The 18,285-nt window shown below is 59.5% G+C and carries 15 protein-coding genes; 10 read left to right on the top strand and 5 right to left on the bottom strand.

The window, feature by feature from the left end:
• Positions 1-77 precede the first annotated feature (77 nt).
• Positions 78-1,316: a biopolymer transporter ExbB gene (locus ACO07T_RS06995; RefSeq protein WP_422048800.1), complete on the top strand. Its 1,239-nt coding sequence runs from the start codon at positions 78-80 to the stop codon at positions 1,314-1,316.
• Between the two features lie 3 nt (positions 1,317-1,319).
• Complete coding sequence (locus ACO07T_RS06990) at positions 1,320-3,557, top strand: peptidoglycan -binding protein (protein ID WP_422048799.1); 2,238 nt, start codon at positions 1,320-1,322, stop codon at positions 3,555-3,557.
• A 57-nt stretch (positions 3,558-3,614) separates the two neighbouring features.
• On the opposite strand, the gene ACO07T_RS06985 is transcribed toward ACO07T_RS06990, so the two are convergent.
• The 3 genes from ACO07T_RS06985 to gloB all read right to left on the bottom strand — a co-directional run bounded on the left by ACO07T_RS06985 (position 3,615) and on the right by gloB (position 7,943).
• On the bottom strand, positions 3,615-4,577 hold the full coding sequence (locus tag ACO07T_RS06985) for a M23 family metallopeptidase (RefSeq protein ID WP_422048798.1): 963 nt from the start codon (positions 4,575-4,577) through the stop codon (positions 3,615-3,617).
• Complete coding sequence (clpA, locus tag ACO07T_RS06980; protein ID WP_209064318.1) at positions 4,577-6,907, bottom strand: ATP-dependent Clp protease ATP-binding subunit ClpA; 2,331 nt, start codon at positions 6,905-6,907, stop codon at positions 4,577-4,579. Before clpA ends, ACO07T_RS06985 begins: the two co-directional genes overlap by 1 nt.
• A 268-nt stretch (positions 6,908-7,175) precedes the next feature.
• On the bottom strand, positions 7,176-7,943 hold the full coding sequence (gloB, locus tag ACO07T_RS06975) for a hydroxyacylglutathione hydrolase (RefSeq protein ID WP_422048797.1): 768 nt from the start codon (positions 7,941-7,943) through the stop codon (positions 7,176-7,178).
• 61 nt (positions 7,944-8,004) lie between these two features.
• Between gloB and ACO07T_RS06970 the strand changes: the two genes are divergently transcribed.
• A complete protein-coding gene (locus tag ACO07T_RS06970) occupies positions 8,005-8,745 on the top strand; it encodes a class I SAM-dependent methyltransferase (protein ID WP_209087618.1) in 741 nt (246 codons plus the stop codon).
• 157 nt (positions 8,746-8,902) lie between these two features.
• On the opposite strand, the gene ACO07T_RS06965 is transcribed toward ACO07T_RS06970, so the two are convergent.
• Complete coding sequence (locus ACO07T_RS06965) at positions 8,903-10,477, bottom strand: hypothetical protein (RefSeq protein WP_422048796.1); 1,575 nt, start codon at positions 10,475-10,477, stop codon at positions 8,903-8,905.
• A gap of 439 nt (positions 10,478-10,916) precedes the next feature.
• Here ACO07T_RS06965 and ACO07T_RS06960 point away from each other — a divergent pair, with 439 nt between their 5' ends.
• The 6 genes from ACO07T_RS06960 (at position 10,917) to ACO07T_RS06935 (ending at position 16,215) form a co-directional block, all read left to right on the top strand.
• Entirely contained in the window at positions 10,917-11,477 is a 561-nt protein-coding gene (locus tag ACO07T_RS06960; RefSeq protein WP_209079564.1) for a F0F1 ATP synthase subunit delta, read from the top strand.
• Positions 11,477-13,015 (top strand): F0F1 ATP synthase subunit alpha, encoded by a 1,539-nt coding sequence (atpA, locus tag ACO07T_RS06955; RefSeq protein ID WP_209064330.1) that lies wholly within the window; start codon positions 11,477-11,479, stop codon positions 13,013-13,015. Before ACO07T_RS06960 ends, atpA begins: the two co-directional genes overlap by 1 nt.
• 12 nt (positions 13,016-13,027) lie before the next feature.
• Entirely contained in the window at positions 13,028-13,900 is an 873-nt protein-coding gene (locus ACO07T_RS06950) for a F0F1 ATP synthase subunit gamma (RefSeq protein ID WP_209079565.1), read from the top strand.
• Between the two features lie 16 nt (positions 13,901-13,916).
• Entirely contained in the window at positions 13,917-15,341 is a 1,425-nt protein-coding gene (atpD, locus tag ACO07T_RS06945; RefSeq protein ID WP_209064333.1) for a F0F1 ATP synthase subunit beta, read from the top strand.
• 11 nt (positions 15,342-15,352) lie between these two features.
• Positions 15,353-15,748, top strand: coding sequence for a F0F1 ATP synthase subunit epsilon (locus tag ACO07T_RS06940; RefSeq protein WP_209064335.1), 396 nt, complete (start codon positions 15,353-15,355; stop codon positions 15,746-15,748).
• A 113-nt stretch (positions 15,749-15,861) separates the two neighbouring features.
• Positions 15,862-16,215 carry an H-type lectin domain-containing protein gene (locus ACO07T_RS06935; RefSeq protein WP_422048795.1) on the top strand — a complete coding sequence of 118 codons (354 nt, stop codon included), beginning with the start codon at positions 15,862-15,864 and terminating at the stop codon, positions 16,213-16,215.
• 126 nt (positions 16,216-16,341) lie between these two features.
• Here ACO07T_RS06935 and ACO07T_RS06930 read toward each other — a convergent pair whose 3' ends face one another.
• The gene (locus tag ACO07T_RS06930) at positions 16,342-17,403 is read right to left on the bottom strand and encodes an alpha/beta hydrolase (protein WP_422048794.1); all 1,062 of its coding nucleotides are present in this window, start codon (positions 17,401-17,403) and stop codon (positions 16,342-16,344) included.
• A 120-nt stretch (positions 17,404-17,523) separates the two neighbouring features.
• Between ACO07T_RS06930 and ACO07T_RS06925 the strand changes: the two genes are divergently transcribed.
• Positions 17,524-18,114: a TetR/AcrR family transcriptional regulator gene (locus tag ACO07T_RS06925; RefSeq protein WP_422048793.1), complete on the top strand. Its 591-nt coding sequence runs from the start codon at positions 17,524-17,526 to the stop codon at positions 18,112-18,114.
• Positions 18,115-18,285: the final 171 nt, after the last annotated feature.

Raw genomic sequence — 18,285 nt, 5'->3', positions numbered from 1 at the left:
ACCTTGGCACATGAAGGACATGCCAGTAGGGTGAGCGCTGAATAACGCAGAATAAACAAGTGTCAGGATCCGTCCTCATGGATCAGCCGGACCGCAAAGTCGAGCCGCATTTCTCTAAGCCAACGCGCCAGATTTTCCTGATGGTGAGCGTTTTGGGAATGACCGGGGCTTTGGGCTATTTTGCCCTGCCGCGTGTCTTGCCTGTGTTTCAGGCAAACCCCTATCTGAATGGCTTTATCATCTTTGTCTTTTTGATCGGCGTGGCCGCGACCTTTGGTCAGGTGCTGTCGCTGATTTCCTCGGTGCGCTGGATCGAGGGGTTTGCGGGGCTGCGCGACGGCTATGACGCGCACAATCCGCCGACGTTGCTGGCACCGCTGGCGAGCCTGCTGAGGGAACGCGGGGCGCATGGGCAGATTGCTTCTTCCTCGGCGCGCTCCATTCTGGATTCGGTGGCCACCCGTGTGGATGAGGGGCGGGAAATCACGCGCTACCTCGTCAACATGCTGATTTTTCTGGGCCTTTTGGGCACCTTCTACGGCCTTGCAACCACCGTGCCTGCGGTGGTGGACACGATCCGCAGCCTTGATGTGGGCGGTGGTGAAGGCGGGGTTGAGGTGTTCTCGCGTCTGATGACCGGGCTCGAAAGCCAGCTGGGTGGCATGGGCGTGGCCTTTGCTTCCTCGTTGCTGGGGCTTGCGGGGTCGCTGATTGTGGGCCTGCTGGAGCTGTTTGCCGGCCATGGACAGAACCGGTTTTATCGCGAACTCGAAGAATGGCTGAGCTCGATCACGCGGGTGGGTTTTGCCACCAGCGATGGTGAAGGCGGCGATATTCAGGTGCTGGGCGCGGCGTTTGAGCATATGTCGGGCCAGCTTGATCAGCTGCGCGAGACCATGATCGAAACCGCGCAGATGCGCGGGCAGAACAGCGGCCAGATGGGCGAGCTGATCGAGGCGGTGAACCGCATGGCGGACCGCGCGGACACGCAGACGCCTGTGACCCAGGCGCTGTTGCGGCTGGCGGAAGGGCAGGAGGCGCTGCTGGCCAAGATGGGCGAAGGGACTGTCGGGGACGGTGGCATTGATGCGGAAAGCCGGATGCGGCTGCGCTCGATTGATGTGCAGATGCTGCGCATTCTGGAAGAGATTTCCGCCGGACGTCAGGAAAGCATGGCGGAGCTGCGCACCGAGCTGAGCGGGATTTCCCGTGTGCTGCGGCGGCTGGCCAAGGCGCAGGAAGCGGAAAACGCCGCGCCCAACACCAAGGTGCAGCTCAAGCGCTCGCCAATCTCCAAAGGTGGGCAGGAGGGCTAAGCTATGGCCCTCTCGCGGCGCACAGGACAACGGTTTCAAGGCTCGATCTGGCCCGGTTTCGTGGATGCGATGACCGGGCTTTTGCTGGTGCTGATGTTTGTGCTGACGATTTTCATGATCGTGCAGTTTGTGCTGAGTGAGACCATCACCGGACAGGAAAGCGAGCTTGATGCGCTTCAGGGCGAGGTGGCGGCGCTGGCGGATGCGCTGGGGCTGGAGCGGACGCGCACGCGCGATTTGGAAGGCGAGCTGAGCGGTTTGACGGCGACGTTGACGGATCGGGACAGCCAACTGCGCGAGCAGGAAGCGCTGATCGCGGCTTTGACGGCAACGCGGGATGCCCAAGGCGCAGCGCTGGAACGTGCGCGGGCCCAGATCACAAGCTTTGAAGCGCAGGTGGCGACACTGCTGGCGCAGCGCGATGACGCACAGGCCAATGTGGCCGCGCTGGAAGTGGCACGCGATGCGCTGATTGATGAACGCGCGGCGCTCAATCTTGCGCTGGCGGCGGCGCGGGATGAAATTGATGCAGGCGCGGAGGCAGCCCGTTTGGCGGCGGCGGAAGCAGAGGCGATGGAAGCGCTGATTGCGAGCCTGCGCGAAGATGTGGCCGAGGGGCAGTTGCAGATTGATGAGCTGGGCGCTGAGGCGGACCAACTGGACCGCGCACTCACCGAGCAGGAACAGCAGCGTTTGCTTGAGGCAGCGGCGGCGGAAGAGCTGCGCAAGCGGTTGGAGAACGCCGATGCGGAGCTGACCGCCATGACGCTGGCGCTGGAAGAGCAGCGCAAAGAGGCTGAGGACACGCTAACGCTTTTGGCCGCGGCGGAGGCTGCGCGGGACGATCTGGACCTGAAACTGGCCGCGGCGCTGGTGGAGGGGCAGGACGTGGGCTCTGATCTGGCGGAGGCCGCGCTGCAACTGGCAAAGCTTCAGACGGAGCTGGACACACGCGATGGTCAGCTGGCTTCGGTGAAAGCGGAATTGGCAGCGACATTGCTGGGGCTTGAAGAGAACCGGCGCACCGTGAGTGATTTGCAGGCGCAACTGGTGCAGGAAGTGGCCGCGCGCGCCACCGCGGAAGCGCAGGTTTCTGAACGCTCTGACGATCTGGCGACGCTTGAGGCCCAATTGGCCGAGGCGCTGGCCGCAAAACTGGCTGCGGAGACCGAAGGTGCTGCCTCTTCTGCGCAGGTGGACGGTCTGACCGCGCGGGTTGCCACGCTTGAAGATCAACTGGCAGCGGCGGTGGCCGCGCAGGTACAGGCGCAGGACAGCGGCAATGATCTGCGTGAGCGGCTTGCGGCGGCTCTGGCGGCGAAGCTTTCCGCAGAGCAGCAGCTGCGCGACGGTGATGATGTGCAACAGGCCCTTGCGGCGGCACTGGCGGCCCAGCGGGCGGCGGAAGCGGCGCAGGCCGACGCGTTGAGCGAGGCGGAACGCCGGGATGTGTTGCTGTCAGAGGCCAACAAAGCGTTGTCAGAAGAAGAGGCCAGATCGGCGGAGAGCCAACGCCAGATCGCAGTGCTTAATCAGCAGATTGCCGCGTTGCGCGCACAGTTGGGATCGCTGCAGGGCATTCTGGATGAATATGCAGAGCGGGATGCGGCGGCGCAGGTCCAGCTTGAGGCGCTTGGCTCTGATCTCAACGCGGCTCTGGCGCGGGCCGCCGCAGAGGAGCGCAGACGGCGGCAGTTGGAAGAGGCGGAGCGCAAGCGGCTGGAAGAAGAGAAGCTGGCGCTTGAGGCCGAGGCCGCTGCGCTGGCGGCGGAGACGCGGGATCTGGCGCAGTATCGCTCTGAGTTCTTTGGGCGTTTGCGCAATGTGCTTGGCGCGCAGGAAGGCGTGCAGATTGTCGGTGACCGCTTTGTGTTCTCTTCAGAAGTGCTGTTCCCGCCGGGTGGTGCGCAGCTGTCACCGGAAGGACAGAGTGAGGTCGCCAAGGTGGCGGGCATTCTGCAGGGCGTGGTGGATGACATTCCGGCAGAGATCAACTGGATCCTGCGGGTGGATGGCCACACCGATGATGTGCCGATTTCCGGTGGCGTTTTTGCCGATAACTGGGAGCTGAGCCAAGCGCGGGCGCTGTCTGTGGTGCGCTATCTGATTGATGTGCTGGGCCTGCCGCCCACGCGCCTGTCGGCCAATGGCTTTGGTCAGTATCAGCCGGTGGATCCGGCGGACTCTGAGGAGGCACGGGCGCGCAACCGGCGGATCGAGCTGAAATTCACAGAGAAATAAGTGGTTCCAAAGGAGCTGTTTGATCATTTGCTGCTCCCTACATGCGGGGCAGCGATCTCATTCTATCGTCAGGATCGTCGTTGACTGATCAAGAATGGCGCCGTCCCGCTTGAGCAGAACCTCACCTGTGTAGGTGCCTTTGGGCCAGCCGCCTTGCGGTGTGCGGCGCCCGCCAGCGCGGAAATACTGTGCCTGTGCGCGGTCCAGCAGCATGGTCTGCGTGTAGACAGCGCCTTGCGGGCCATTGATCGTAAAGGACATCTGATCGCCCGGACGGCTGCCAAAAGCGTGCCCAAACAGCACCAGCGCCTTGGCCTGGGCAGGGATGCGCTCGCGCCCGGCCATGCCGTCCTTGACCCGGTCATATTCCGGAATGCCAACCTCAAATCCGATGCGGATCAAACCGCCCGCCACATAGGAAATAGGCTCTGCCCAGAGGGAGCTGTGTGCGCCGCCGCAGGTGCCGAGGGTGTCGGCGGAGAAGGGATCAACCACCTGATCATTGTGGCGCACAGAGATGTGCAGATGCGGAAACTGTGTGCGCCCGGACAGACCGATCTCGCCTAAGGGCTGGCCGCGTTTGACCTGATCTCCGGTGGCGACGCTGACGGTGTTGCGCTTCATATGGCAATATTGGGTGACCCAGCCGTCGCCGTGGTCAATCGCAACCCCATTGCCGCAGTCGCGCCCGTTGAGTTTGGGAATGTCTTCGGTGCGGATGATCTGATCGCGCATGCCGTCGCGCACGCCCAGAACCACCCCGCCCGCAGCGGCGAGCACATTGACCCCTTCAGCCATGGCCTTGGATGTGGGGAGAGCAAAATCCGTGCCTTTGTGCCCGTCATAAGTCAGCCCGCCGCAAGTGTGATCCCGTGTGCCGCCCGAGCTGTCCTGATCGACATAGTTCTGAATGAAGCAGGTTTCGCCCAGCTCACAGTCGACAGGCAGCGAAAACAATGGCGCGCCCGCAGCGGGGAAAGCTGCGAGCGCGCCAAGAAGTGCGATGCCAGTGAGGCGCATCAGTCCGCCGTCAGCAGCGGCGGCTGTTTGTCGCCAGTGATGCGCGGCTTGTCCGGGCCGGACAGATCGAGCACCAGCTCGCCGTCTCTGACCTTGACCTTGACCACGCCGCCTTTGGCAAGCTTGCCAAAGAGCAGCTCTTCGGCGAGCGGCTTTTTGATGTGCTCCTGGATCACGCGGCCAAGCGGGCGGGCGCCCATCTTGTCGTCATAACCCTTATCCGCCAGCCACTGCGCGGCCTTAGGTGTGAGCTCGATGGTCACGTTGCGGTCCATCAGCTGGGCCTCAAGCTGCAGCACGAATTTCTCGACAACCTGCAGGATGGTCTCTTTCGGCAGCGGCTGGAAGGAGATCACCGCGTCCAGACGGTTGCGGAATTCCGGAGTGAACGTGCGCTCGATCGCAGCGGTGTCTTCGCCCTCGCGACGGTCGCGGCCAAAGCCGATAGCGGCCTTCGCCTGCTCGGTGGCACCCGCGTTGGAGGTCATGATCAGAACCACGTTGCGGAAGCTCACGGTGCGGCCGTTGTGATCGGTCAGCTCGCCGTTGTCCATCACCTGCAACAGGATGTTGTAGACATCGGGGTGGGCCTTTTCGATCTCATCAAGCAGCAGCACGCAATGCGGGTGCTGATCCACGCCATCGGTCAGAAGACCGCCCTGATCAAAGCCGACATAGCCCGGAGGCGCGCCGATCAGGCGGGAGACCGCGTGTTTCTCCATGTACTCAGACATGTCAAAGCGCAGAAGTTCCACACCCAGCGTGTCTGCCAGCTGTTTGGCGACCTCGGTTTTACCGACACCGGTCGGACCGGCGAAGAGGTAGTTGCCGATGGGCTTTTCAGGCTCGCGCAGACCGGCACGGGCCAGTTTGATGGCGGAGCTGAGCGCCTCGATGGCTTTGTCCTGACCAAACACCACGCGCTTGAGGGATTTTTCCAGATCCTTGAGCACTTCGGCGTCGTCTTTGGAAACGTTTTTCGGCGGGATGCGCGCGATTTTGGCGACCACGCCCTCGATCTCTTTCACGCCGATGGTCTTGCGGCGTTTGGAGGCGGCCAGCAGATGCTGCGCGGCACCGGCCTCGTCAATCACGTCGATGGCTTTGTCCGGCAGTTTGCGGTCATTGATGTAGCGCGCAGAAAGTTCCACAGCGGTTTTGATCGCATCGGCGGTGTATTTCACACCGTGATGCTCCTCAAAATACTCCTTGAGGCCTTTGAGGATCTTGATGCTGTCCGGCACGGTTGGCTCGTTCACGTCGATTTTCTGGAAACGACGGGACAGGGCACGGTCTTTCTCAAAGTGCTGACGGAACTCTTTATAGGTGGTGGAGCCCATGGTGCGCAGTTTGCCACCCTGAAGCGCAGGCTTCAGCAGGTTGGAGGCATCCATTGCGCCGCCGGAGGTGGCACCGGCACCGATCACGGTGTGGATTTCGTCGATGAAGAGAACGGCATCGGGGTGATCTTCGAGCTCGGTCACCACGGCCTTGAGGCGTTCCTCAAAGTCACCGCGGTAGCGGGTGCCGGCGAGAAGGGCGCCCATATCAAGGGAGTAGATCGTGGTCTGGGAGAGAACCTCTGGGATTTCGCCCTGCACGATTTTGCGCGCGAGACCTTCGGCGATGGCGGTTTTGCCGACGCCCGGATCGCCCACCAGAAGCGGGTTGTTCTTGCGGCGGCGGCACAGCACCTGAATGCAGCGCTCGACCTCATGATCGCGGCCGATCAGAGGGTCAACGTCGCCTTTGTTCGCTTTGGCGTTCAGGTCGACGCAGTATTTGGCCAGCGCGCTTTCTTTGCCTTCGCCGCCCTCTGCGGTGCCTTCGATGCGCTGTTCGCTCTCATCTTCGGCGCCAGAAACCGGACGCGCCTCGCCAAAGGCGGGGTTCTTGGCCACGCCATGGGCGATGAAGTTGACCGCGTCATAGCGGGTCATGTCCTGCTCCTGCAGGAAGTAAGCGGCGTTGGATTCACGCTCCGCAAAGATCGCCACCAGCACATTGGCACCGGTGACTTCGGTGCGGCCTGAGCTTTGGACATGGATCGCGGCGCGCTGGATAACGCGTTGGAATGCGGCGGTCGGGACCGCCTCGCTGCCTTCGATGTCGGTGACCAGATTGGACAGGTCATCGTCAATGAATTCGATCAGGTCGCTGCGCAATTCGTCGATGTTCACGCCGCAGGCCTGCATCACGCGCAGGGCATCTGGCTCTTCCAGCAACGACAGGAGCAAATGCTCCAGCGTGGCAAACTCATGTTTGCGCTGGTTGGCCTGTGCAAGTGCGGCATGAATGGCTTGTTCGAGCGTGTTTGAAAATGACGGCACGGTGTGACTGCTCCCTCCGAGGTTAGATGAAGGCGGAACCTCCGCGTATCATCATAGGGTCTGTACTGTTAAAGTTTGGTCGATTGTCGGCGGTCTTCAAGGACTTTCTGTAAAATTTGACACAGATTGTCGCAGGATGCAGCCTAAGGTTGGGTCACTCTGTTGTGAAACGCTGAAGGAATGGGCTGCAAAACGGCCAGTAAAGGCTGGATTTGAGGCGGCGCCATGGCTTTGCGCAACGCCGACCTGTATGATTTGGCAAAGCCGATCAAAAATGATCTTTGCGCTTGCGAATTTCGGTGAAGACCTCCTCAGCCGTGGCATCCGGCATGCCGATGGCGGCCTGAAGGGCCGGATCGTCCCCGCGCAGGAAGGGATTCGTGGCCTTTTCCTGCCCGAGGCTGGAGGGCACGGTGAATTTCCCCTCCGCGCGCAAGGCATCCACCTCAAGGATCCGCGCGGTCAGAGCCGGATTGTCCTCGCCCAGAGAGGCGGCAAAGGCGCAGTTGGAGGCGGTGTATTCGTGACCTGAGCAGACGGTTGTGGTGTCAGGAAGGGCGGCGAGCTTGCTGAGGCTTTTAAACATCTGCGCTGGTGTGCCTTCAAAAAGACGGCCGCAGCCCATGGCCATCAGACTGTCGCCGGTGAAGACGGCCTGAGTGTCGGGGAAGTGAAAGGCGATGTGGCCCACGGTGTGGCCTGACACATCAAGCACCACGACTTCTTCACCCGCAAAATCAAAGCTGTCGCCCTCTGCCAGTGCGAGATCCAGCGTGGGCAGGCGGTGGGCGTCGGCGCTGGCACCAATCACCTTGGCGGGATGTTCCGCAAGAATAGCGGCGAGACCGTCGATATGATCCCAATGGTGATGGGTCAAAAGCACATGGCTGAGCTGCCAGTTGCGCTCGGAAAGGGCTGCGAGAATCGGGCCGGGTTCGGGCGCATCGACCAGTGCAGTGGCTCCGCTGGCCTCGTCATGCACCAGAAAGGCGTAGTTGTCTGACAGGCAGGGAATGGTCACGATCTGATGGGGCATGGAAATCCGCCTCTGCATGGTTATGTTAGCACTAGATTTGCCGATCAGAGAGCCAGGCGCAATGCATCTTGATGTGCAGGACCTACGCAATTTCTATTACCGCAGCACTTTGGGGCGTGCGGCCCAAAAGGCTGTGCGTGACGAATTGCTGGAGCTTTGGCCTGAGGCGAAGGGGCAAACGGTCGTTGGGTTTGGTTTTGCGGTGCCGTTGTTGCGGCCCTATCTGGCAGAGGCGCGGCGCGTTGTTGGCCTGATGCCGGGGCCGCAGGGGGTGATGCCCTGGCCTGCGGGGATGGCGAATGTTGCGACGCTCTGTGAAGAGACGCTTTGGCCGATTGCGACGGGACATGCGGACAAGCTGGTGATCATGCACGGGCTTGAAACCAGCGAGCGGCCCGGAGATGTGTTGGCGGAGGCCAGTCGCGTGCTGGGGCCGGGCGGGCGCGCGGTGTTCATTGTGCCGCACCGTTCCGGCATGTGGTCGCGCAGCGATAAGACACCTTTTGGCTTTGGCCGCCCTTATTCTACGGCGCAGCTGGAAGGCTTGCTGAAGCAGCACGGGTTTATGCCGGAGCGGCACCGCGCGACGCTGTATCAGCCGCCAAGCCACAAACGTTTCTGGCGCAAGACCGGCAACCTACTGGAGAGCTTTGGCAAGACGGTGTCGCCGGTGATGGCGGGGGGCGTGCTGATTGTGGAGGCCAGCAAACGGGTTCAGGCTCCAAGCGGGCCCGGGGTGCGCACACGGGTCACGCGGCAACTGGGCGTTCTGGCGCCCAGCCCGGAAGTGGCACCAGCCTAGGGTCTGATGACATTCACCGCACACCCCCGGTTTGAGACCAAAATCCACCAGCGCAAGGCAATTTGGTGATGTAAAGGTGGCCCCTTTTCGAACCAAAATAACGCGCTATGAGCAAAATTCGTCTCGCGCCGGAGCGCGCGCTGAATGTCAACAGACCCTAGGCCACGTTGCGCAGGATGGTGATGCGCGGATCGTCATCGGCGATACCGACACCGCTTTCAAAATCTTCCTCAAGCAGTTTGAGCACCGCCACATCGCCCACGTAGATCTCGGAATAGGCCACTTCAAAGCCGTTGCCGTAGGTGTGGTTGACGATGTCGACCTCGCCCTGCAGCTCGGGCGGGATGTTGATTGTCAGATGATTGCCTGTGAGGGTGCGCAAAACTGCGGGACCCTGATCAAAGGCATCAGGCATCACATTGAGCACCAGCGTGTCATCACCCGCGTTGCCATCCACATAGTGTCCTAGGCCAAAGGTGATGTGGTCATCCCCATCCCCGCCAAAGAGCGCGGTGTCGTTGTTTTTCACCAGATCAGCGGTGATCACATCGTCGCCTTCACCGCCAAAGAGGTGCACTGGTCCGTCGCTAGCCTCGGTCACAGTGATTGTGTCATCGCCTTCACCGCCATGCGCGAGGTGGCTGCCGCCCACAAGTGTCAGCGTATCGTTGCCTTCTTTCAGCGCGATCAGGCTGTTTTCCTCGGCGGTCAGCGTGTCATCGGAGGCGGTGCCGGTCAGATGGTTGAGGGCAAACATGCGATGGGCGCTGGCCCCATTGGTCTCGTCTTTGAAATAGCCGCTGTCAGGGTCAAAGACGCTGGTGAGCTCTACATCCTCCGCAGAGAAATCGGTGACGCCTTCAAGTCGCACAGTGCGGGTTTCGACATTGTCGGGGTTCAGCGGGTTTTGCCAGCTGATGTGCACATCCGTAAAGGCGCCATCCGGATCTGTGGTGGTCGTGATCTCCGGCGTCGGGATCTGCGCGAGGTCGGGCATATTGGCGCTGGCGCCGATGTCGACCAGAAGCATGTCCTCTTCGGTGTCAAAATCGGTGATCCGCGCCACGATGAGGTCTTCGCCGTCCTCGCCATCGCGAATGGCCGTGGCCGCGTCCACATCCAATGCGTAGACATCGGCACCGGCACCGCCGGTCAGCACATGGGCAAGCGTGTCTTCCGGGAAGCCGGACAGGGGCCGCATCAGGAATGTGTCGTCGCCATCGCCGCCATCGGCGTGGGCTGCATCGCCCTCTGCCGACTGGGAGGCTTTCAGAAAGAAGGTGTCATCCCCGTCGCCGCCATAGCCGCGGGCGGCCTGTGAGATGTGCATGTAGTCTTCGCCGTCCCCGCCAAAGCCCTGCACGGAGCCGCCGATCTTGAAGGCGTCGTTGCCGTCTTCGCCGTGAACTTCGCCCGAGCCCCAGGAGATCAATGTATCCTCGCCATCGCCCGCCATAATGTTGTCGCTGCCGCGGGCAATCAGGCTATCGCCGTCATCGGTGCCCATGATCGCGTCTTCGAAAGTCGGGGCGGCGGTATCAGGCTCGGTGGGGGTGTCACCGGAGCTGTCGGGAGTTTCTTCAATCAGGTTGGAGGAGGTGTCCTCATCGGGCTGATCACCCTTTTCCGGCGGAGTGGTCCCATCTTGGTCGTCGTTTGAGGACCCCATCACATCCACAACGGCGGTTGCTGCGCCGATGCCCAGCAGAGAGAGAATTACAAGCGGTCCCATGACTACCTCAGAAATTTAGAATCGGACTCCGTCCGCCGAGGAAGTATTGAGCGCGTAGTAGATTGAAATTTCGTTGATACATGCCGCAGGCGACTGGAACCGCGCTGCGCCGGGCGTGCCGAATTGTCGCACTTTGTGACGCAGCGCAACTTCTGGTCAGCGGCAATATTAGGAAATCTTTTGGGTTTCGCCTATAAAACAGGTCCATAGGATATGTTTACAGCCGCTTGCCCCCGTGTCTTGACAACGGATGGTTTGATGGCTTTGGAGGCCGATTTTCTGACCTCCGTATTGCCGTGCAAACTTGTTGCTAGGCGAGCGTCCCTCTGCTACACCCGCGACGGATTTTAACGCCTCGTTAGTCCCGGGGCCATAAACGCCCTCGTTTTTTGCATACAATTGTATGCGAGAGGTGAGGCCAGCAAGCGGAAGGGTGGACGTGTCCGAACCAGCTTCGATCTCCTCCGGCATTGCAGAACGCTATGCCGCCGCGGTCTTTGAGATCGCACAAGAGAACAATGCGCTGAGCGAATTGGAAAGCAGCCTCGAAGGCCTGAGCGCGGCAGTCGCCGACAGCGCAGAGCTGCGTGATCTGATCAATTCGCCTTTGATCAGCCGCGATGAACAAGGTGCAGCCATCACGGCCGTTGCCCAAAAAATCGGTGTACAAGATGTACTGGTGAACGTGCTGGGCCTGATGGCGCAGAAACGTCGCCTGTTTGTGCTGCCGCAGCTTATTGAGCACCTGCAAGCGATGCTTGCGGAGCACAAAGGCGAAGTGACTGCAGAGGTCACCAGCGCCAAGGCATTGACCAAAACCCAGAGCGAAAAGCTGGCCAAGACCCTGGCCGCGCGCGTGGGCAAAGATGTCAAGATTAATGCGACCGTTGACGCGTCTCTCGTCGGCGGTCTTGTCGTTAAAGTGGGCTCGAAGATGATCGATACCTCGATCCGCTCCAAGCTCGCATCCCTACAGAATGCAATGAAAGAGGTCGGATAATGGGTATCCAAGCAGCCGAAATCTCTGCGATCCTTAAGGAGCAGATCAAAAACTTTGGCCAAGAGGCCGAAGTGGCCGAAGTCGGCCGTGTGCTTTCCGTCGGCGACGGTATTGCGCGCGTCTACGGCCTGGACAACGTTCAAGCCGGTGAGATGGTTGAATTCCCAGGTGGTATTCAGGGCATGGCGCTGAACCTGGAAAACGACAACGTGGGTGTCGTGATCTTCGGTTCTGACCGTGACATCAAAGAAGGTGACACTGTTAAGCGCACCAACTCCATCGTGGACGTTCCAACCGGCAAAGGCCTGCTGGGCCGTGTTGTTGACGGTCTGGGCAACCCGCTGGACGGCAAAGGTCCGATCGACTCTGACACACGTGGTGTTGCAGACGTTAAAGCGCCGGGCATCATCCCGCGTAAATCCGTTCACGAACCAATGGCGACCGGCCTGAAGTCCGTTGACGCGATGATCCCAATCGGCCGTGGCCAGCGTGAGCTGATCATTGGTGACCGTCAGACCGGTAAAACCGCCGTTGCCCTGGACGCGATCCTGAACCAGAAATCCTACAACGACGCCGCAGGCGACGATGAGAGCAAGAAGCTGTACTGCGTATACGTTGCGGTTGGCCAGAAGCGCTCCACTGTTGCTCAGCTGGTGAAGAAGCTGGAAGAAACCGGCGCGATTGAATACTCCATCGTTGTGGCCGCAACCGCGTCCGACCCGGCACCGATGCAGTTCCTGGCACCTTACGCCGCAACCGCGATGGCCGAGTACTTCCGTGACAACGGCAAGCACGCGCTGATCATCTATGATGACCTGTCCAAGCAGGCTGTGGCGTATCGTCAGATGTCCCTGCTGCTGCGTCGTCCGCCCGGCCGTGAAGCGTATCCTGGTGACGTTTTCTACCTCCACTCCCGTCTGCTTGAGCGTTCCGCGAAGCTGAACGAAGACTTCGGTGCAGGCTCGCTGACCGCGCTGCCGATCATCGAAACCCAAGGTGGCGACGTTTCCGCGTTTATTCCGACCAACGTGATCTCCATCACCGACGGTCAGATCTTCCTTGAAACCGAGCTGTTCTATCAGGGTATCCGTCCTGCTGTGAACACCGGTCTGTCGGTTTCCCGTGTGGGTTCCTCCGCGCAGACTTCCGCGATGTCTTCCGTTGCGGGTCCGGTGAAACTGTCCCTCGCGCAGTACCGTGAGATGGCAGCCTTCGCTCAGTTTGGTTCCGACCTTGACGCCGCAACCCAGCAGCTGCTGAACCGTGGTGCACGTTTGACCGAACTGATGAAGCAGCCTCAGTACTCCCCGCTGACCAACGCAGAAATCGTCTGTGTGATCTTCGCGGGTGTGAACGGCTACCTCGACAAAGTGGACGTATCCGAAGTTGGCCGCTTTGAAGAAGCTCTGCTGACCTTCCTGCGCAGCAAGCACGCCGACCTGCTTCAGTGGATCACCGACGAAGATCCGAAGATCAAAGGCGAGGCCGCTGACAAAGTGAAAGCCGTTCTGGACGCGTTCGCCGCTGACTTTTCATAAGGGGTTCGGACAATGCCTAGTCTGAAGGACCTAAAAAACCGGATCGAGAGTGTGAAAAACACTCGGAAGATCACAAAAGCCATGCAGATGGTTGCCGCGGCGAAACTTCGCCGCGCGCAGGAAGCTGCTGAGCAGTCGCGCCCCTATACAGAACGGTTTAACGCCGTTCTGGCCGGGCTCGCGGCCTCGGTTGGCGGCTCTGACTCTGCACCTAAGCTGCTTGCAGGGACCGGCAGCGATCAGACCCACCTTCTGGTGGTGATGACCGCTGAACGCGGCCTCTGCGGTGGCTTCAACGCAAACATTGCTAAGTTGGCGCGTGCGAAAGCTGCGGAACTGAAAGCTGAAGGCAAAACCGTCAAGGTTCTGACCGTCGGCAAGAAGGGCCGTGACGCGATCAAACGCGAATTGGGTGATGACTTTGTAGGCCACGTGGACCTCACCGAGGTGAAACGCGTGGGTTACGACGACGCTCAGGGCATTGCCCGTGACATTCTCGTGCGCTTTGACGCGGGCGAATTTGATGTCGCAACGATCTTCTACTCGAAGTTCGTGAACGTCGTGAGCCAGATCCCGACCGCACAGCAGATCATCCCGGCCGCATTTGAGGCTGAGGAAGGTGGCGAAGCAACTCTGTATGACTACGAGCCCAGCGAAGAGGCCATTCTGGCTGACCTGCTGCCGCGCGGCGTGGCTACGCAGATTTTCTCTGCACTGCTGGAAAACGGTGCCTCTGAGCAGGGTGCGCGGATGTCTGCAATGGACAACGCAACCCGCAACGCAGGCGACATGATCGACAAGCTGACCATCGAGTTTAACCGCTCACGTCAGGCTGTGATCACCAACGAGCTTATTGAAATCATCTCGGGCGCGGAAGCGCTCTAAGAACCGGAGACGAAACATGGCAAACGCAAAAGGTAAGGTGACTCAGGTCATCGGCGCTGTTGTCGACGTGCAGTTCGACGACACTCTGCCGGAGATCCTGAACGCACTGAACACCGAAAACAACGGTAAGAAACTGGTTCTGGAAGTTGCCCAGCACCTTGGTGAAAACACCGTTCGTACCATCGCAATGGACGCAACCGAAGGTCTGGTTCGCGGCGCAGCAGTGGAAGACACTGGCGCTCCGATCTCGATCCCGGTTGGCAACGCGACCCTCGGTCGTATTCTGAACGTGATCGGTGAGCCGGTTGACGAAGGCGGCCCAGTGGAAGCGAAAGAAACTCGCGCCATCCACCAGCCAGCACCTGAGTTCGCTGAGCAGGCAACCGAGTCCGAAATCCTCGTCACCGGCATCAAGGTGATCGACCTTCTCGCACCTTACTCCAAAGGTGGTAAGATTGGTCTGTTCGGCGGCGCCGGCGTGGGCAAAACCGTTCTGATCATGGAACTGATCAACAACATCGCAAAAGTGCACTCCGGTTACTCGGTGTTCGCAGGTGTTGGTGAGCGTACCCGTGAAGGGAACGACCTCTATCACGAGATGATCGAATCCAACGTGATTAAGCCTGACAACCTCGAAGACTCTCAGGTTGCTCTGGTTTACGGCCAGATGAACGAGCCTCCCGGTGCGCGTGCCCGTGTTGCGCTGACCGGTCTGACCCTGGCGGAACAGTTCCGTGACCAATCCGGTACCGACGTTCTGTTCTTCGTGGACAACATCTTCCGCTTTACCCAAGCGGGTTCCGAGGTGTCCGCGCTTCTGGGCCGTATTCCTTCTGCTGTGGGCTACCAGCCAACACTGGCCACCGACATGGGTGCGATGCAGGAACGTATTACCTCTACAAAGTCCGGCTCGATCACCTCGATCCAGGCTGTGTATGTTCCAGCGGACGACCTTACCGACCCGGCACCAGCGACAACCTTTGCTCACTTGGACGCGACAACCGTTCTGTCCCGTGCGATTTCCGAACTGGGTATCTACCCGGCTGTGGACCCGCTGGACTCCAGCTCGCGCCTGATGGACCCATCTGTTGTGGGTGAAGAGCACTACAACGTGGCCTTTGAGGTTCAGGGTATTCTCCAGCGCTACAAGTCGCTGCAGGACATCATCGCGATCCTCGGCATGGACGAACTGTCTGAAGAAGATAAGCTGACCGTTGCGCGTGCGCGTAAGATCCAGCGTTTCCTCTCCCAGCCGTTCGACGTTGCGAAGGTCTTCACCGGTTCTGACGGTGTTCAGGTGCCTCTGGAAGACACCATTGCTTCGTTCAAAGCTGTTGTGGCTGGCGAATACGACCACCTGCCTGAAGGCGCCTTCTACATGGTTGGCGGCATCGAGGAAGTGATCGCAAAAGCCGAGAAGATGGCTGCTGAAGCGGCCTAAGGAGGCCCGACATGGCAAACGAACTGCAATTTGATCTGGTCAGCCCTGAGCGGAGCCTTGCTTCGCTCCAGGCGACCGCCGTGCAGATCCCTGGCGCTGATGGTGACCTCACCGCAATGCCAGGCCATGCGCCTTTGCTGACCTCGCTGCGCCCAGGTGTGGTGCGGGTTCAGACGGCGGATGGTGAGAAGGATTTTGTGGTGACCCGCGGCTTCGCGGAAATCTCTGCAGAGTCGATCTCGGTGATCGCGGAACACGCACATAGCGGTGACACCGTGACCAAGGCAGATCTTGAGGACGTCATCGCAGACGCCCGCAAGGCCGCAGCCGAAGCCGGTGAAGAGCACAAAGACGGTGCGGAGAAATTCCTCTCCGATCTGGAACAGCTCATGGAAGATATGGTCTGATCCCAACCGGGACATGACCAACATGAGGCCTCGCCACCACGGCGGGGCCTTTTGCGTTTTCGTAACCATATTTTGGCTTGATGCTGCCTTTATTGGCTTGCACACAGATGGCGATGAAACGGATACGAAATAGCTATGTCGGGGTGGATCAGGGGGATGTGGCCCTCTTCTCCGACTTTGAAGAAAATGGACAGATGTGGACCGGGGATGGGCCACGGGAGCGGCGCAAACTGGTCAAGTTTCGCTCCAGGTACCGCGTGCCGCCGGCGGTGCATGTGTCATTGTCGCTGTGGGATATGGACAGCGGCCCGAACATCCGATCCGAAGTGGTGGCGGAGGAGATTACCAACCTTGGATTTCAGCTCGTATTCCGCACCTGGGGCGACAGCCGTGTGGCGCGTGTGCGCATGTCCTGGATGGCGATCGGAGAGCTGGCTTATGCGGATGACTGGGTGATCGCGGATTGATGCCTGTGGCGGCGTGCCGAGCCTCGTTGGGGGGAGTCAACAGCCATGGTCGCCGTTCGCCTACCAATGTCAGCTTAAGTGCAGGAGAAAGTGGAGATCATATTGCGATGACCTCCACCACTCATTTTAGGCGTTGAAGAATTCCGCAACGGCATCGGTCGAGGCTTTGACGGCCTCTGGTTTGTAGTAGAAATCCACGTGTCCGAATTCGTCAAAGGCCAGCTCTTTGTGGTCGTTGGTCAGCTTCTCCACAAACTGGGTGGAGCAAGGAGCGGTGAAGGCCGTGCTGCTGTATATTGTCAGGGTGGGCTGCACGATTTTATCCGCATAGGCTTCGGCGAGGGAGAACAATGACTGCATGCTTTGATCGGCGATATGCATGTTCGAAAAATTCGGAACCGCTTCCGGTCCTTTGGCACCTGTGCGGCCGTAGTAGTCATAGCTCGCTTCAGCCATTGATGGGAACGGCGCAGCTTTGACGAAGTCTTCACGTGAAATTTCATCATCTAGTCCGAAGGTATCAACGTAGACCGGCTCGCCAGTTTCATACATTGTCTGCATCGACGCATTTGCAGCAGCAATCATTTGGTTGGTCATGCCACGGTCGGTCCACTGAAATGCATCCGCCGCCATCATGCCGGAGACGAGAGCGATTTTCTTGATGCGGTGGTCGGTCACAGCGGCAGAGGCGATGATAGAGCCCCCCTGGCACACGCCCAGACCGTAGATTTCGTCAACAAACGGCAGGGTGCCAAGATAGGACACGGCGTCCCATGTGTTCTCGATCAGGCGGAACATGTAGCGCGATTTCATATGTTCGCCGGGAAGCGCGGGAGAGGAGCCCATGCCCATGTAGTCGAAACCAAGATAGATAAAGCCGCGCGCGGCCATTTCAGGGCCGTAGGTCGCTGGGATCTGGTCCTTGACCTGCGGGAAGGGGCTGGCACCGACAATGGCCTTGTAGGTCTTGGCCGGATCGAAGTCTTCGGGCAAATACAGATCGCCCACGAGATCAAGGCCGAAGGATTTGAAAGTGACGGGGTTTGTTCCGGGTTTGAAGGACATATCAGAAGCTCCTGCGTTGATGGGAAGGGATGTCTGTTTCGCGCCTGCGCCCCAGCCCGCGAAGGACATCAGGGAAGCAAGCGAGGCGGTTTGGATGAGGTGGCGTCTTGAGAGGTTGGTCATTGTCGTGGTCCACTGGTTTCCAGGATCGTGTTTCACCTTGCTAAAGTAAATCGCTGTGTTTACTTAGGTGGGGTGAGTGTCTCTTGTAAACAGATAATTTTACTTTTGAGGTCGAAAATCGTGAAACGCACTGAAAAAAAACGAAAAGATATTATCGATGCGGCGATCGATGAGTTCCGTGAGCAGGGGTTTCTGGGGGCCAAGACCACCTCAATCGCCAAAAAAGCGCAGGTTTCGAGTCGCACGCTCTACAATCACTTCGAGAGCAAAGAGGCGCTGTTTGAAGCCATCTCGGCGATCATGTTGGAGCAGAACCAGAGCATGGAGCCGGTGGCCTACGACCCAAGCGGCGATTTTGTAGAGCAGTTAAAGGATGCTTTGTGGCGGTATATCGCGGTCATAACAGACGAGACGGCCATCGGATTGAACCGCATGGTTCTTTCTGAGCTGATCCGCGATCTTGAGCGTTCCCGGAAATTCTTCACCGAGACGGAAACCCATGACTATCCGATGACGCGGTTGATTGGAGAGGCCATGGAGGCGGGCGTGCTGCGTAAGGCGGATCCGGTTTTTGCCACCAACCAGCTGTTGGCGCTCGTCAAAAACTTCTTCTTCTGGCCGGAATTTTTCCTCGGCGAGACTCCGGCGCCAAAGGATGCCTTGGATGATTGCGTCGCAATGTTTTTGGCGCACTATAAGGCGGGCGGTTGATCGGGGGGCACCAACGAGAGGAAGCGCCGTTTGGAAGTCGTGGCCGAAGCAATCACCAACCTGGGGTTTCAGCTCGTATTCATCTGGATGGCGATTGGGCAGCTGGCTTATGCGGGTGGTTGGGTGATTTCGGAGTTCCCCTAAGTTGTACGTTCCGATAGGGAAGGCGTT

The sequence above is a fragment of the Shimia sp. genome (assembly GCF_965227725.1).
GTDB lineage: Bacteria > Pseudomonadota > Alphaproteobacteria > Rhodobacterales > Rhodobacteraceae > Shimia.
The sequence above is the reverse complement of the archived record's forward strand: the minus strand, read 5'-3'. Positions and strand labels throughout refer to the sequence as shown.